The following is a 16,063-nucleotide window of genomic DNA, read 5'->3' as shown; positions in this document are numbered from 1 at the left end:
ATACAATACAATTTACAATTTGAAAAACTGTGTAACGTTTTGAAGCTTTTAGGGGATATAGATAAAAATGAATTATCCATTTGATTGTATAAGTGAACTGGTTTTTGTCCAAACAGAAATTCAGAGTGCAGATATAATTTTGGTACCAGGAGGAAGTCATCCTCAATTGATGGAAAAGGCAGCAGAATTATATAAAAAAGGATTAGCACCATATATATTACCAAGTGGATCAGTTAATCCTAAAATACCGGAATATGACTCAGAATGGGAATTTTTAAAATGTATAGGAGTAAAATTAGGTATACCAGAAGAAAAAATACTAAAGGAAGATAGGGCCAGAAATACTTTTGAAAATGCAGAATTTTCATGGAAAGTAATAAAAGAAAGTAATTTGCCAGTAAAAAAAGCTATTTTAGTTTGTAAAGCATATCATTCAAGACGTGCATTATTAACATATCAATTATTATTTCCAAAGGATATAGAATTTTTTGTTGTAACTGTTCCTGACAAAAGAGGAATTAGAAAAGATAATTGGTTTTTAGATGAAGAAAAAATAAAAATCGTTATGGGTGAAATTGTAAAAATAGGTAAGTACTTTGAGAATCATATAAAAAAGTTTCATGATAAATAAAAATTAAATGATGATTCATTATATGAAAATATATTTTAGAAGAGGTATAGTTATGATAATAAGGGAATATAGAGATAATGATAATTTAGCATGGGTAAGATGCAGAGTTTTATCCTTTTTAGATAGCGCATATTTTGATAATGTATTGAGAGAAAAGGAACATTATCAAAACCCATCAATTAAAGAAAAAATTTAAAAGAGTACATGAATGTAACTTTTATGAACTAATATTTTAAAAATAGATGCTATATGCTAAAACATATCCACTTCAGTAGTTTTCTCATGGTAATGAGGAAATCCTACCATCCACATTTGTATAATTATCTTTATTTACCATGATAATTAGTAATTACAACACTAAGTTTCCATTATTTGAAGTTATTACTTAATACACTGATTTATACTATATGAATTTATAGTAAATAATGTATAAGAATAAATTTATGTAAAGTGTACTTGACACAAATCGAATCATGTACTATCATATATGTAAAGCATACTTTACATATGAGAGGTGGTGAATATATGAAAAACCGACTTGAAGAAATAAGAAAAGAACGAGGAATAAAACAAGAAGAATTATCAGATATTTTAGAGGTATCACGTCAAACTATTAGCTCGTTAGAAAACGGAAGATATAATCCATCTATAGTTTTAGCATTTAAAATTGCACGGTATTTCAATATGAGTATTGAAGATATATTTATTTATGAGGAGGAATAAAAATGAAAAATAAAAGAATCATATTTAGTATAACTGGTATAGTAGGAATCATTTTAATTCTAATGGGGGTATTTGTATTTAATAATTCTGACCAAGATATGATTAGTGGATTATGCTTTGGTATTGGTGGTGCATGCGCTGTTTTAGGAGTAGGTTCATTAATTCAGTCATTAATGGTTTCACCTTTAGAGGATGAAGAAATAAAAAGGAAAAAAGACATTGAAATAAAAGATGAACGTAACACTAGCATTAGAGAAAAATCTGGATACATGGTATCTCGCATTATGAATTATTTCCTTTTTGCTTACACACTTTTCTTAATTTTTATGAAAGCTGAGTTGATTTTTATTATTCTAGCAGTAGCTTTAATTCTGCTTCAGTTAATTCTAATAATTTATTACTCAAATTATTATTCAAAAAAAATGTGATATGGACGTTTAAAAAAAATATTGACAAAAATAGTTATGGAACATGAAAAAACACCGTAAAATTTACATTTAAATAATACGGTGTTTTAAAAAATTATTGAGTTTCATACTTATGCATATAATAATAAAAAAACATTATAATTAATACAATACATTATATCTAAAATTTTAATTAATTTTTCTATTTTCCATTATAAGACAACCACTGAACAAAATTTCTATTACTATCATCAAGATTGCAAGTATGTAAGGTTTAAAATTCAAGCCAACTATAAGTGCTAAAATTGGGACTATAATAGAGAATACCATATACGACTTAGATTTATATAGCCAGCTATAGGGTAACAAATGTGCTCCAAAAATCATTGCTATGACCATCAGCATTTTTTCAGGTACTGTTGGATATACCCACATAGCAATCAATAAGTATAGCATTTGATTTGCAGAAAATAGAATGCCTAAATTGGTTAAAGGATTTTCCTTGTTTTGAAAATCCACCTTAACTATTTTGGATATAAAGAATGCTAAAGGCATTAATGGAGCTGTACAGCAAAATGTAAATAAGTTTTTAGTCAAAATAGGTAGTGATGTTAAATGGATAATTAATACCGCAAACCAAATAATAATGGATGCTAATATAAAATGTAATCCCCTTTTTTGTTTAATTGCACAATTCAAGCGTAATTCTTCTAAGTTCATAATCAATCCCCCATATAAGTAAAATAATTAAGTAAAATAAGTTTTAGTGAACATAATTTTACAATTTAAGATTGTTCATTTTCTTTATAGAAATTTCTTTTTAAAATATATTCTATAGTAATAAATACACCAACTAATATTAAACATTCAAGTTCTAATAAAGTGACGTTTATATTATAAACAGTGGATTTATTTAATATTAGAAATATTATAGTAAAAAGTAAAGTGCATGCTCCTGAAATACTCCATATTAAACTAAATTTTTTATTAGCCAAAGCAAATGTACTTGTATCTTTAGAATAAGCTACGCTCTTATCATCTGAAAAGCCAGTAAAAATCATTGCTACAGGTATAATTAAATTTAATGTTCTTCCTATATTTTTATATAAATTATATTTATATAAAATGCCTATGAAAATCATTATTATAGGAATACCTATATTACAAGTCAATGTTAATATATTCATATCCAACCCTCCATATATCTTATAATAATATAACTATTCTTAATACTCCTCTTTATGTAAGTATTATTCATGAACAATATTTTACTATTTTTACTTTACTAATAGTAATTATACCACAATTATCATTGCAAAAACCAACTTCATTTCCAGCAAAGTGGCATTGTTTCAAAGACAATATTGCATCACAAAAGACAGTCAAAAAAATTGGTTTTAAATTAAGGAAAGGGTATGCGCCAATTTTGGGGTGTTTTAATTGTTCTTTAAAAATTGAACAATGCAATGTTTACAAAATATGTTATAATTAATTTGATGCTTACCAAGCTTGATATTACGAAAGATATAACAGTATCTACTTTTAGAGAAAATGACGAAAAAGGAATTGCTCCTAGATCGTTATATAAAAAATTAGGATTCGTTGAAGATGAACTTATTGAGGAATTTGGCTACCCAAATCAAAAATTTATTTTGCATGCAAAATGATTATACGAGGTAGGAATATTGCTAAATTCTAATTTGAAATTGAATATTATAACTAGTAATTTGATGGGGGAATCGATATGGACAAATTTCAAAGTGGACTTCTAACAATTAGTTCAGCAACCTTATTAATTTTTATTATTTATACACTAGTAAATGAAAAGAAGTCATCTAAGTGGTTTAAGTGGTACAATCAAATGGATAGTGAAGAACAGAAAAAATATAATCCCATAATTGCTGTCCATAAACTAAAAAAAGTACTTTTTTTAATAGTATTTGTTGGAATTTCTGGATTGTTGATATCATTCTATATTTCATCAATTTCCATAGTTACATTTGCTTTAATTTTTATTATACTTCTTGTTTCTATAGGATATTTGGGACCAAGAGGGTGTAAGATTGAGAAGTGAGTTATTTATTAAGTGAAAAACTGTGATATATAGATATGAAAAAGGAGTTGATAGAATGGGGACTAATGGGAAAGCTTTTGTCTTAGGTATGGCTAGAAGCGGTTATGAAGCTGCAAAATTACTGGTAAGCAAAGGCTATGAAGTTATTGTGAATGATGCTAACACTGAACAAAACTTAGAACAAATGAAAGAACTGCACTCCTTGGGTATAAAGATTATTTTAGGAAGTCATCCTGAGGATTTGATTGATAATACTTTTGAAATGATAGTTAAAAATCCTGGTATTTCAAATAATCATAAATATATAAAAAAGGCTCGTGAACTTAACATCCCTGTTATAAATGAATTGGAGTTAGCATTTCGCTATTTTCCAGCAGGGGTTATAATTATTGGAGTTACGGGAACTAATGGCAAGACAACTACAACAAAAATAATTTATGAGATTTTAAAAAAGAGTTCAAAGAGTGTATATTTAATGGGCAATATTGGATATCCTGTGTGTTCATTTGTGTCTAAATTAAAAGATAATGACATAGCAGTTATGGAAGTATCAGACCATCAGCTGTGTAATGTATCAGATTTTAAAACAAATATATCTGTGTTAACTAATTTATCAGAAGCTCATCTTGATTTTCATGGATCGTATGATATTTACAAAAACATGAAAAAGAAGATTTTCAATCATCACACCAAAAGAGATATAGGAATTCTTAATTTGGATAGCAAAGAAGTCCTTGATTTGACAAATGACATTGAATCTACTAAAAAATATTTTTCATCTAGTTCACCAAATAAATTAGGTTGTTCAATAGCTGATGGATATATTTATTATAATAACGATAAAATAATAGCTTTAAACGAAGTAAAACTTAAAGGAAAGCATAATTACGAAAATGCTATGGCAGCAATTGTCGTTGCTAAAGAGCTAGGTGTAACCGATAATGCCATTGTTAATGTTTTAAAAACTTTTGGCGGTGTAGAACATAGAATGGAATATGTTAAAACTATAAATAATATAGATTTTTACAATGATTCCAAATCCACTAATATAACATCAACACAAATTGCTTTAGCCTCATTTACAAGACCAACAGTACTATTGCTGGGTGGACTAGATAGGGGACACAGTTTTGATGAATTGAAGGACTACTTATTGAATGTAAAACTAATTGTAGCATATGGTGAAGCAAAAATAAGAATAAAGGCTTTTGCTATAGAATGTGGTATCCCTTGTGAAGTTGTTAATACATTAGAAGAGGCTACTACGTTAGCATATAATTCGGCTGGTGAAGGCTATGTTGTTCTTCTAAGTCCTGCATGTGCTTCATGGGATCAATTTAAGGATTTTGAGGTTCGTGGAAATTTGTTTAAAGAGTGTGTAGAAAAACTAGGGTTTAAATAAAAAGCTATATATTTATTTAAAATTAAAATATAATGGTTTAGATTTATTATATAGCTAGTGAGGGGAGATTTTATGTTTAATTGGATTAATTCAAAAGAATTTTCATTTAACAGTTTTTTATTAATGGATAGATGGTTAATTAATCAGATTTTAAGTAACCATCAAGATGAATTTTGTACAAATATGGGAATTGCACTAGCCAATAATCCATCTGTAGCTTGGTATTTTATTAACCGCTGTCCTGAATGTAAAGAAGTAGTGGATAAGCTTATAGATAAATCACCCAAAGAACTTTCGCATCAGGAAATAAGAAAAGCAGAGGAATATGTTATTGACTACGCTGATTGGGCAATAGTTTATGTTTATCCTGAAATAATGAATAAAAACTGCCCCTATATTAAATATTGGGATTCTGAGCGTCTACTATCAATGACTGATTTTACTGATAAAATAGTTCTTGATGTAGGGAGTGGCACCGGAAGACTTGCCTTTACAGCAGCTACTAAAGCAAAAATGGTTTACGCCAGTGAACCAGTTGATCGCATGCGTGAATATATGCGCGACAAAATTAAAAATCAAAATATTTCTAATATAGTTGTTACTGACGGATTTGTAGAAAACATTCCATATCCAGATAATTCATTTGATATTGTTATGTCAGGACATGTTGTGGGGGATAATTATAGCAAAGAACTCTCAGAACTTGAGAGAGTTACCAAACCTAATGGATATATAATTGACTGCATGGGTGAGGATGACAGAAAAAGAACTAAGCCTAATGAGGAACTTTTAAAAGCAGGTTTTGAATATTTTTATTATGCAAGTAAAACAGGTGGAGATGTTTATAGGTATATAAACAAGGTACTAAAGTAATTACTTCAACTATATTTCTCAATTCTAAATTCAGTAAAAATGGTTATTTTGGGTGTTGTAATATATTACAATTGCAGTATTAGCTAATTTACAGTATTTTAATTTAGCTATACTAGCACAGTTAGGGGGTAATTAAATGAAAAATAATAAAATCAAATTTATTTTTCTTTTAAATTGTAGTGTGTATTTCTATATTTTAATGAAAATATGGTCTTATATTTTTAATGAAGTCATACCTAGTAATATTAGATTTACATTATTAGGTATTATAGGAATACTTATGGTAGTTGCTCCAATTTCCTTATTAATTAACTATTTTTTATTTAAATGTATTAAGCAAAATCTAAAGTGAAGTATCACCGAGATAAACAACGGTGCCGTCTATGTACTTACCGTAATAAAAAAGCATTGGAAAAATGAAACATTAACCCAAAAAATATGTGTTGGAAATCATGAATATAAGTACTAAAAAGTGGGGGTGATTATATGATTATGTATGTTTTTAGTGCAATTGGATTGTTTTTATTGTTACTAGGAGTAGGATTATACAAGAGTTGGCTTGTAGAAGCAATTGCTGGATTTGATGCTAAAAAAGATAATAAAGAAATTGCAGGAAAGTGGGTTGGTACTAACATTATATTAATGGGTACTATAATTTTATTATCATCAATAATTTTATTATTGTTAAATATAAAAACCCCATTAATAGTATTTAGTATATTTATGGGATCTGTAATAATATTTTCTTTAAGAAGTGCTTTACTTTATAATAAGAAAGTGAGATAAACGTATAAATTTTTTTAATTGTAGTTTTTAAATACCTAAGTGTCTTTTCTATATAAAAAAGGTACTAAAGTAATTACTTCAACTATATAAAAGAGAGGTGTTTAATATGAAAAAAGCTATAGTGCTATTAGCTAAGGGATTTGAAGAAATTGAGGCTTTAACTGTAGTTGATGTTTTGAGAAGAGGAGGAATCCATTGCATAACCTGTTCTATAAATAATGAAGAAGAAGTGGTAGGAGCTCACGGCATTCATGTAAAAGCCGATAATCTATTAGAAAAGACAGATGTAGACAAATATGATGCTTTAATAATTCCAGGTGGTATGCCTGGTGCCACAAACTTAAGAGATGATGATAGAGTTATAGAATTTGCAAAAAAATTTAACAAAGAAGATAAAATAGTAGCTGCTATATGTGCAGGACCTATCGTTTTTGGTAAAGCCGGGATTTTAGACGGAAAAAAAGTAACTTCTTATCCTGGTTTTGAAAAGGATTTAGGGAAAAGTATATGTGTTGAAGAAATTGTAGTCCAAGATGGCAACATTATAACAAGTAGAGGACCCGCTACAGCTCTGTATTTTTCGTTTAAGATTTTAGAGAATTTAGCAGATAAGGTCACAGTAGAAAACTTAAAAGAGGATATGCTAGTAAAGTTTGTAGAAAAAAATTTGTAAAAAAGAAGGCAGTAAGGTACTAATTTATTCATCGATTTTAAAATCAAATTATAATTCTCTAGGGGAGATAAGCATGCTTAATAACTATTTATATAATAACAGTGGTGAGAAAACAGATCTACGATTAAAATTTAATGAGGATGAATTAAACTATGACAGATTTCGTCCAACTTACGTAGCAGAAATGTTTAATGATATTATCAATTATTCTGAATTAAATAGTTTGAAAAAAGCACTTGAAATAGGAATAGGAACGGGTCAGGCAACCCTGCCAATTTTGAAAACAGGCTGTAAAGTCACCGCTGTTGAACTTGGGAAAAACTTGGCTGAATATGTAAAACATAAGTTTTCAAAATTCAGTAATTTTGAAGTGAAGAACCTTGAATTTGAAAGCTTTATTACTGAAAGCAATCAATATGACATTATTTATTCTGCAACTGCCTTTCATTGGGTACCACAGGATTTGGCTTTGACTAAAGTTCATAGTTTATTAAAACCTGGTGGAACCATAGCTTTATTCTGGAATCATCCATTTGTTAATCGTGAAGATGATGTGGTTCATAGAGAAATTAGGAAGGCATATGCTAAATATAGCCCATCAGGTAAATCACCCACTGAATTTGATGGAAGTACATGCAAACAGTATGCAGATATTTTATCAGCATACCATTTCACAGATGTTAGAACTAAGCTTTATCACAATAGACGAGAATTCAATTCACATGATTATATTTCTTTGTTGAATACATATTCAGACCATAGAGCCTTGCAGAGCGATGTTAAAAGTGGATTAGAGAATGAAATTGTACAGGCAATAGATAAGTTTGGAGGCAAGATTATCATTTATGATACGATTGATTTATATTTAGCAAAAAAACTTTAATTTTGAAAATGAGAAAATCTTTAAGTTTAAAGTTTTATCATATAACAAATTATATTTAGAAAGTAGATGAAAATATGAGTTGGGTTGATCCAATAGAAGAATTTGTCCCTTTTAATGAGCAAGAGAAAAAAGACAAGAAAATAATATTGAAATACATAAATATGTTTGATGATATTTTAAAAAGAGATAATGAAATTATTCATATAACAAGCTCTGGGTTTGTACTAAATAAGGATAAAGACAAAGTATTAATGGTACATCATAATATATTCAATGCATGGTCTTTGCCAGGAGGGCATGCAGACGGTGACAAAAATTTATTAAATGTTGCTATATCAGAAATTAAAGAAGAAACAGGAGTAACAGATATTATTCCTATTACTAATAAGATTGTTTCATTAGATATTTTACCTTTGTTTGGACATTTTAGAAAAGGAAAGTATGTTTCATCACACTTACATATATCAATAGTATATTTAGTTCAGGCTGATGAGAATGATCAAGTTATTATTAAACCAGATGAGAATAGTGCTGTAAAATGGATTCCGATCAATGAGATAGATATACACTCAAATGAATCCCATATGAAGAAAATTTATAATAAAATAATATCTAAAATTTGCCAGAACAAGTTTTAGTATTTTCTTAGTTCTTAAAGAGCATTTAGTATATGTTGAAAAATTAAGAAATTAAAGGGGGCAACTTATATGATAAGATTAGAAAAAATTACAGAAGATAATTATAAAGAGTGTTTGAAATTAAAGGTTGCAGAAGATCAAACTAAATTTGTATCATCAACTACACTTTCTTTAGCAAAGGCTTATGTATTTCGCGATATAGTTACACCTTTTGCAATTTATAATGATGGCATTATGGTAGGATTTATAATGATGCGTTTTAACAAAGAATATAGCAACTACTTCATTTGGCAATTTATGATCGATGAGAAATATCAGTTTAAAGGATATGGGAAGCATGCACTAAAACTTGCCATGGAATGGATGAAAAAAGATAATAGATGTCATGATATCGTTACCACATATATATTAGGAAATGAAACTGCTAAAAACTTATATACTAAATTTGGTTTCGAACAAATGGGAGAAGCTCTAGATGGTGAAGTTGATATGATATTACATTTATAAAATACATGTGTTCTAATTACGGAATAGTAAAAAATTGCAAACTATTAATATTTTTACGATAGGTGGGATGTTGTTTATATGTTAGATGATTTTTTTCCATTGGAAGTATCTGTCCTTTCATCAAACGCTCTTTGTAATTATATTGCACAAGAATATTTTCCCCAGACATCACTGAAATGTCGACTATTTTATAGGGGCTTGCATGACATATATAAGGTTATTTCAGACAATAAAACGTATTTTTTCAAGGTATATCGTCAAGGAGTAAGACGCATAGAAGAAATTCAATTTGAGATTGATTTACTTAATCATTTAAAGACCTTGGATATTAAAGTATCATATCCTGTCATTAAACAGGATAGAACATTTATTGGACAATTTAGGACTGTAAATGGAATAAGGTATGGAGTATTGTACACGTCTGTTGGGATACGTGAATTTGACCAAATAGAGGAAACGGCTGAATTAAACGAAAATCTAGGAAGTTATGTTGCTTCCATTCATAACGCTTGGGACAAATGTAATTTTGTTATTAATCGTCCAAATTTAGACTTGCATTCATTTATAGATGATTCTATGAGTAATATAAGAAAATTTTATAATATCCATAATTTCGACATAGACTTTTTAGAGGGAGTTGCAAAAGAAGTAAAGAAAAAGTTGACAAGTCTATCTACTGAAAAACCACAATATGGAATATGTCACGGTGACATTTATGGTGGAAATATACGGATTGATGCTAATAATAATCCTATACTATTTGATTTTGATTTCTGTGGGAATGGATGGAGGGCATATGATATATCATTGTATGCTTTTCCCTTTGGTATGGGATGTGATTTAGCAAAATTCAAAAGAAGAGAACAGCGTAAAAATCAATTTCTAAATGGATATAACAAGGTTAGAACTATGAACGAAAATGAAATTAAGTCAATTGAAATCTTTATACCATTCCGAAGGATTTTTAATATTGGTACCATTTATATATCTTTTTTACAAAATACTTGGGGAGACTCACTTGTTATTAGAAATGTTGATTCTGATATTTTAAATCTAAAAAAATGGTTAGACCTAAATCCCATATTTTAATTTTATATAGAATTGAAAATAACTTTTTAGGAGGATTATTATGTCTGAAACTACTAAATCTAGAATATTAAGTTGCTTAAAAGGCCTGGCAGTTGGAGATGCCATAGGAAAACAAACAGAAACTTTATCCTTTGAAAAAATCAAGGAATGGTATCCTAATTGTATAAACGGGTTTGAAGGTAAACTCGGCACTATAATGCCAAGATACATAGACAGGCATTATGAATGGAAGTTCGGAGAAACTACAGATGATACTGAACAAACTATTGCTGTTGCTGAATCAATAATAGAAGAAGGGACAGTATCTCATAGTAAAATTGGTGAGAAACTAATGTTATGTAAAAAATCTAATAGGCCTACTCTTCAGCTTGGAAAATTTCAACAGCTTCGAGATGTAAATAGAGTTGTGTATGATGGTGATGGGTGTGGTGCTGCAATGAGAGTAGCTCCTATAGGCATTATTCATTCAAGTGATAAATTACATGAAATTGTTTCTGATGTTTTTGAATGCTGCATTCCTACTCATGGGTCCCAATTGGCCATATGTGCAGCTGCATCTATTGCTGGAGCAGTTTCAGCAGCTATTGATGGTAAATCAATAGAGAACATTTTTGAAATTGCACTTAAGGCTAACATAGAATCTGAAAAATACAGAAAATCAAATGAAGATCTTAAATACTGTGAAGCATTAATGCACATGTACCAAGACTTATCGTCACGAAGTGAAATAGATATTAACTACCTAAATGAAAACTACTTTCCTAAAACTACAATTAATATAGTCCCACTTTCTATAGTTATTGCTCTCATTACTAAATCAGCAGAAAAGTCAACATTACTAGCAGCTAATTTAGGTGGAGATAGTGATTCTGTTGCCTCAATGAGTTCAGCCATTGCAGGAGCAATTTCACCAGATACAGTTAATAATAAATGGTATGATAGTGTCCGAGCTGTTAATGAAAATAACTTAATAGAATTAGGAGAGAGGTTATATTTACTTAGACATTGATTGGATGAAAAAAGAGTATATTGGCAGGAATATGAACCTAGTCGTAAACATAGAACAAAAGATAAGCCTATTATAGGACATTATTAGTGAAATAAAAGAAATCTATCATAATTTAAACAATCACAAAAGAAAACTTTTACTTAAAACTTTAATACAAGATATTTGAATATTGACAAAATTATCTTTCTAATTAGAAATGGAAGTTTGAGGTAATGTTATAAACATAATTTTATATTATATAATATGCGAAAAAATTTGGAAGATAAATATTCTGTTAGAATAATAAATAGTAATTTATAAAAAGTAGGAGGAAATGAAATGAATAACAGTGTAAAAAAAAGATTTGATAATGCAAGTAAAGAGTATGTAACTGATAACTATATTTGGAGATATAGAGCAGGTCAATTGGTAAGTGAATTAGCCAATCCAAATGTAAATGATGTTATTTTAGATATGGGATGTGGAACAGGCAAACAAATTATTGAACTTTCCAACACTATAAAATGTGGTATAGGAATTGATATAAGTGAAGGAATGATTAGACAATCAACTAAAAATGCTAGTGACGAAAATAGAGAAAATGTTGAATTTTTTATTGGAACTTTTGATGAGCCTGATCAAAATATTGATTTGAAAGAAAAGCGAATTACTAAAATTATTTCAAATTATGCATTACATCACTTGAATTCACAGGAAAAGAAGAAGGCAATTGAAAATATGGTTTACATAGGTGGACAAAGCTTACAAACTATTGTCATAGGTGATTTAATGTTTTTTGAAAATCCAGATAAGTATGAAGATGAATACGATGAAATTGGCTATGGACCGGGTAGTGACCAACCATCAACGGTTGAAGAGTTAGTTAAATGTTTTTCAGAATTAAATTTTAATATTGAAGTACATCAATTACATCCCCTCGTAGGTGTTTTAGTAGCTAGTAAAAGCTTTTGCTTAAAATAGTTAGTCTATAGGATATGATTTGACTAAAATTGCCTATGAATTGGATAAAATAAATAAAATCAATTGATATATAGAGATCTACACTAGATATGAGGCGTGAGGTGTTAAAAATGATAAAAATAATTTGTAATATTGAGGATGTAATTGATTTCGCATGGGAATTGAGTCAGGATAACCTAAATGCGAGCTATCCAAGAAAGGAATCAATTATAGAGCTTAAAAAATATATTGAAAAATTTGTAAGTGATGACAGCAAAAATGTACTAGCTTGCTATCATCAGGGTGTATTGTGTGGAATTTGTCTTTATTTTTGGATAACTGATGAAAAGTATGCTCAAACAAAGGTATTTTTAATTAGAGGTGATTATGAGCAAATTGCAGAAGAATTTATTAATTATATAAGTAATCAATTATCTGGATATCAATTTTTTATAACTGGAATACCTTTTACCAATAAAAATGCAAATGAATATTTTAAGGAAAAAAATATTGAGTGTATTGAAGCAAGCATTGTTACAAGAATATGTAATTTGGAATTCCATACAAATCAAAGGAATGATTGTGTAGAGGAAATTAACAAAAACATTTTTGAGGAATACGCTAAGTTCCATGATGAACACGCTATTCCTTTAGAAATGTATTATAATGCCAAAAACTTAAAAAGGGATATAGACCGCTTTCGAATATTTGCTTTTAGGCATGATGAAGAGATATACGGGAGCATTTTTGCTAAAATAGTTAAAGAAGATGCAGAAGTATTTGGATTGTTTATAGATGAGAAATATAAAAATAAGGGTATTGAAAGTATATTAATTAATAAAATGCTTACACAATTATATAATGAATTTGGTGCAATAAAAGAAATTGTATATTTTATCGATGAAAATTCCACCGATGAATTAAATTCAGCATTAGCTGCAGGTTTTGAAGTTCAAGCTAAATATAGGTGTTACAAATGTATACTTTAGCTTGCCAGGTAGACCAATTTTATTTTAGCATTTTAGAGAGGGAATATCATAAAATTTATAAAGAAAGCTAGTTTAGAATCAATAATTTTATTTAAGTTATTCTTAGATTGGGATAAAAAAGTATTAATTACGAATTACCAGGAGGTAAAACTATGATTATACGACCAGCAGAATTTTCAGATGAAGAAAAAATATCAAAGCTAATAGCACAATTTAGAGTAGAATTAAAAGAACTTAAAGGAATTAAAGGAATTGTGAATATCGAACAAGCCAAGGAAGAATTTCAGGAATACATGGAAGCAAACTTTCCAATATTTATTGCTGAAGACAGTACAGAAGAATTGTTAGGTTATTTAGTCTGTAGAATTGATAACAATGTAGTATGGGCTGAATCGCTATTTGTCTCTCACAATGCAAGGAGAAATGGCATAGCCTCAAAACTATATAAAGAGGCAGAAAAGGTTGCAAATAACTTGGGTGGTGATACAGTTTTTAACTGGGTACATCCCAATAATCATAAAATAATAAAATTTTTATCTAAAATGGGTTATGATGTTTTAAATCTTATTGAAATAAGAAAGCCGTGGAAAAATGAAACATTAACTCAAAAAATACGTGTAGGAAATCACGAGTATAACTACTAAATTTTGAAAATATAAGTCCATAAAAAGTTATCATTTATTGTGATTTTTAATTGTTCCCATATTAATCCAATGAGTTCCTAAAAATAGAATGTAAAATTAACTGGATTCTACCAATGTTCAATCTTCATCCCAATACTATTAGATTTTATGAAAGTATTGGATATATTTCAAAACTAAAGGAAAACCTAATGGTTATCGTCAATTTACAGATAAAAATATTTATAAAAATAGACTTAATCCCTAATATTACTTGTTTAAGTCTATTTTTATAAGTAAATGTACCGTATCATAAAATGTATGTCCCTGTTATTTTATATTGTTAACATCTTTTAAGATTTTCTCAAGCTTTTCTATAGATACAATTCGCTCATTGCACTTCTGACTATCTAAACAAATATTAAATCCTAGTGACTTATAGTTACCTTTTGTTTTACATATAGCTGCTACAAAAGCCACCTCATCTTCAGAACCTACATGATTACAAAGGGAACACATATGAGTATTGTTAGAATTATAACTTGGAATTTTACATACCATACCTACAAATTTACCATCCATATTGTAAATTAAAAATAATTTTCTAGTGGTTTCATCAATCCAGCCTAAATACACATTTTTTGAATCCTGTAGACTTGGAGCTGGCAATTTTAAATTTTTTTCTTTTCTAAACAATTTAATAATTTTGGGTTTTGTAATACTTGGCATTCCATATACATATTCGTTTAACTTGTCTAAATACTTATCAATCTGTGTAGGATCATTTATCTTCCTAATATCAAGCAGCTCTTTTTCTTCATCAGATAAATTTGTAAAAATGCTTAGTATTTTATCATGCATATATGCTTTACTTACTTCAATAACATTAGTATCTACACAATTTCTGAAAGCACTATTTAAATTCCATAAACATTTCTTTATATAGTTATATTCATATTTTTTTATAAAAGCCTCCATAAAGACTAGCACCTCTTTTCTAACATATATAATTTTATATTCATTTAAATAATATCTTAATTACAGTTACATTGTATTACATGACCATAAAAAAAGATGATTATTATTACTCCTCCAACTGAAAGTAATAATAATCATCTTGATTTAAAACATGCTATATATTCACAATCATTTTATTTCTTATCTTTTGAATATTGTCTTAAATTAAAAATAATAACTTTCATTGGAATGCCACAATGAAATCATACTATGTTTTAAAATAAGTATTCAATCCAATAAATAGTTCTGTAATAATTATGAGTATAAACCTTTCTCTTGAGCTATTATTCTTCTTATACTCTTTTCTGACAGGTAATATTCTTTAGTTAATGCATTAATAGTAGCACCATTAATGTATTTTTTATAAATTTCACTATTTCTGGCCTTAAGACTATTCTTTATACCACTTTTTTCTCCCCAGGCTTTATGATTTTCATTTTTTCTGGGTACATAAAGATATTTTCCGTCTACATATTCTTGTATTATTTTAACAATTTCCTCTGGTAACACATCTTGTGCTTTTGCATATTTCATTTTCTTACTCCTCCACTTTTTTAGATAGTGTAAAGTTTTTTTACACTACTTTTCTAATTTTTTCTTTATATATCAAGGGTTACAGAATTTTTTTGAATAAAAAAACAATGACCCCCTTTTTTCTGTTATAATTGAATCTGCAAAAACCAAAAATAACATGAAAGGATGTCATTGCTATGGATTCAATTATAACTTATTTAATTTCCTATAATCAATATCTTTTAAAAATAATTTATCAATTACTTATGTTTATTTGTAAATACATTCCT

21 protein-coding genes and 1 pseudogene are annotated in these 16,063 nt (G+C 28.4%); 18 read left to right on the top strand and 4 right to left on the bottom strand.

Going from position 1 to position 16,063, the window contains the following annotated elements; genetic code table 11:
- Positions 1-67 precede the first annotated feature (67 nt).
- The 4 genes from FGK85_RS08785 to FGK85_RS08770 all read left to right on the top strand — a co-directional run bounded on the left by FGK85_RS08785 (position 68) and on the right by FGK85_RS08770 (position 1,782).
- Positions 68-631, top strand: coding sequence for a YdcF family protein (locus tag FGK85_RS08785; protein WP_138205723.1), 564 nt, complete (start codon positions 68-70; stop codon positions 629-631).
- 52 nt (positions 632-683) lie between these two features.
- The gene (locus FGK85_RS08780; RefSeq protein ID WP_207670529.1) at positions 684-827 is read left to right on the top strand and encodes a hypothetical protein; all 144 of its coding nucleotides are present in this window, start codon (positions 684-686) and stop codon (positions 825-827) included.
- Positions 828-1,156: 329 nt separating this feature from the next.
- Positions 1,157-1,354: a helix-turn-helix transcriptional regulator gene (locus FGK85_RS08775; protein WP_035290504.1), complete on the top strand. Its 198-nt coding sequence runs from the start codon at positions 1,157-1,159 to the stop codon at positions 1,352-1,354.
- Between the two features lie 2 nt (positions 1,355-1,356).
- Entirely contained in the window at positions 1,357-1,782 is a 426-nt protein-coding gene (locus FGK85_RS08770) for a DUF2178 domain-containing protein (RefSeq protein ID WP_138205721.1), read from the top strand.
- Between the two features lie 168 nt (positions 1,783-1,950).
- On the opposite strand, the gene FGK85_RS08765 is transcribed toward FGK85_RS08770, so the two are convergent.
- The gene (locus FGK85_RS08765) at positions 1,951-2,481 is read right to left on the bottom strand and encodes a DUF7010 family protein (RefSeq protein ID WP_138205719.1); all 531 of its coding nucleotides are present in this window, start codon (positions 2,479-2,481) and stop codon (positions 1,951-1,953) included.
- Between the two features lie 65 nt (positions 2,482-2,546).
- Complete coding sequence (locus tag FGK85_RS08760; protein WP_138205717.1) at positions 2,547-2,948, bottom strand: hypothetical protein; 402 nt, start codon at positions 2,946-2,948, stop codon at positions 2,547-2,549.
- Between the two features lie 336 nt (positions 2,949-3,284).
- Here FGK85_RS08760 and FGK85_RS15800 point away from each other — a divergent pair.
- The 14 genes and pseudogenes from FGK85_RS15800 to FGK85_RS08680 all read left to right on the top strand — a co-directional run.
- Positions 3,285-3,428, top strand: a pseudogene (locus tag FGK85_RS15800) (GNAT family N-acetyltransferase); the annotation flags it as partial.
- Positions 3,429-3,505: 77 nt separating this feature from the next.
- Positions 3,506-3,835 (top strand): hypothetical protein, encoded by a 330-nt coding sequence (locus FGK85_RS08750; protein WP_138205715.1) that lies wholly within the window; start codon positions 3,506-3,508, stop codon positions 3,833-3,835.
- A 55-nt stretch (positions 3,836-3,890) separates the two neighbouring features.
- The gene (gene murD / locus FGK85_RS08745) at positions 3,891-5,237 is read left to right on the top strand and encodes a UDP-N-acetylmuramoyl-L-alanine--D-glutamate ligase (RefSeq protein ID WP_138205713.1); all 1,347 of its coding nucleotides are present in this window, start codon (positions 3,891-3,893) and stop codon (positions 5,235-5,237) included.
- A 72-nt stretch (positions 5,238-5,309) separates the two neighbouring features.
- Positions 5,310-6,110 carry a class I SAM-dependent methyltransferase gene (locus FGK85_RS08740; RefSeq protein WP_138205711.1) on the top strand — a complete coding sequence of 267 codons (801 nt, stop codon included), beginning with the start codon at positions 5,310-5,312 and terminating at the stop codon, positions 6,108-6,110.
- Between the two features lie 486 nt (positions 6,111-6,596).
- Positions 6,597-6,896: a hypothetical protein gene (locus FGK85_RS08730; protein WP_138205709.1), complete on the top strand. Its 300-nt coding sequence runs from the start codon at positions 6,597-6,599 to the stop codon at positions 6,894-6,896.
- Between the two features lie 106 nt (positions 6,897-7,002).
- Positions 7,003-7,569, top strand: a complete 567-nt coding sequence (locus FGK85_RS08725) for a DJ-1 family glyoxalase III (RefSeq protein WP_138205707.1) — start codon at positions 7,003-7,005, stop codon at positions 7,567-7,569.
- Between the two features lie 73 nt (positions 7,570-7,642).
- Positions 7,643-8,452, top strand: a complete 810-nt coding sequence (locus FGK85_RS08720; RefSeq protein ID WP_138205705.1) for a class I SAM-dependent methyltransferase — start codon at positions 7,643-7,645, stop codon at positions 8,450-8,452.
- 74 nt (positions 8,453-8,526) lie between these two features.
- Positions 8,527-9,090 carry an NUDIX hydrolase gene (locus FGK85_RS08715; RefSeq protein ID WP_138205703.1) on the top strand — a complete coding sequence of 188 codons (564 nt, stop codon included), beginning with the start codon at positions 8,527-8,529 and terminating at the stop codon, positions 9,088-9,090.
- A gap of 69 nt (positions 9,091-9,159) precedes the next feature.
- The gene (locus FGK85_RS08710) at positions 9,160-9,597 is read left to right on the top strand and encodes a GNAT family N-acetyltransferase (RefSeq protein ID WP_138205701.1); all 438 of its coding nucleotides are present in this window, start codon (positions 9,160-9,162) and stop codon (positions 9,595-9,597) included.
- A 78-nt stretch (positions 9,598-9,675) separates the two neighbouring features.
- Positions 9,676-10,686, top strand: a complete 1,011-nt coding sequence (locus FGK85_RS08705; protein WP_138205699.1) for a phosphotransferase enzyme family protein — start codon at positions 9,676-9,678, stop codon at positions 10,684-10,686.
- 40 nt (positions 10,687-10,726) lie between these two features.
- Positions 10,727-11,695, top strand: coding sequence for an ADP-ribosylglycohydrolase family protein (locus FGK85_RS08700; RefSeq protein ID WP_138205697.1), 969 nt, complete (start codon positions 10,727-10,729; stop codon positions 11,693-11,695).
- A gap of 318 nt (positions 11,696-12,013) precedes the next feature.
- Complete coding sequence (locus tag FGK85_RS08690) at positions 12,014-12,655, top strand: class I SAM-dependent methyltransferase (protein ID WP_138205695.1); 642 nt, start codon at positions 12,014-12,016, stop codon at positions 12,653-12,655.
- A gap of 110 nt (positions 12,656-12,765) precedes the next feature.
- Positions 12,766-13,623 (top strand): GNAT family N-acetyltransferase, encoded by an 858-nt coding sequence (locus FGK85_RS08685; protein ID WP_171011373.1) that lies wholly within the window; start codon positions 12,766-12,768, stop codon positions 13,621-13,623.
- 152 nt (positions 13,624-13,775) lie between these two features.
- Positions 13,776-14,267: a GNAT family N-acetyltransferase gene (locus tag FGK85_RS08680; protein WP_138205691.1), complete on the top strand. Its 492-nt coding sequence runs from the start codon at positions 13,776-13,778 to the stop codon at positions 14,265-14,267.
- 306 nt (positions 14,268-14,573) lie between these two features.
- On the opposite strand, the gene FGK85_RS08670 is transcribed toward FGK85_RS08680, so the two are convergent.
- Positions 14,574-15,221 carry a FusB/FusC family EF-G-binding protein gene (locus tag FGK85_RS08670; RefSeq protein WP_138205689.1) on the bottom strand — a complete coding sequence of 216 codons (648 nt, stop codon included), beginning with the start codon at positions 15,219-15,221 and terminating at the stop codon, positions 14,574-14,576.
- A 294-nt stretch (positions 15,222-15,515) separates the two neighbouring features.
- The gene (locus tag FGK85_RS08665; protein WP_138205687.1) at positions 15,516-15,794 is read right to left on the bottom strand and encodes a CD3324 family protein; all 279 of its coding nucleotides are present in this window, start codon (positions 15,792-15,794) and stop codon (positions 15,516-15,518) included.
- Positions 15,795-16,063: the final 269 nt, after the last annotated feature.

This window comes from Haloimpatiens lingqiaonensis, assembly GCF_901447495.1.
Lineage (GTDB): Bacteria > Bacillota > Clostridia > Clostridiales > Clostridiaceae > Haloimpatiens > Haloimpatiens lingqiaonensis.
The sequence above is the reverse complement of the archived record's forward strand: the minus strand, read 5'-3'. Positions and strand labels throughout refer to the sequence as shown.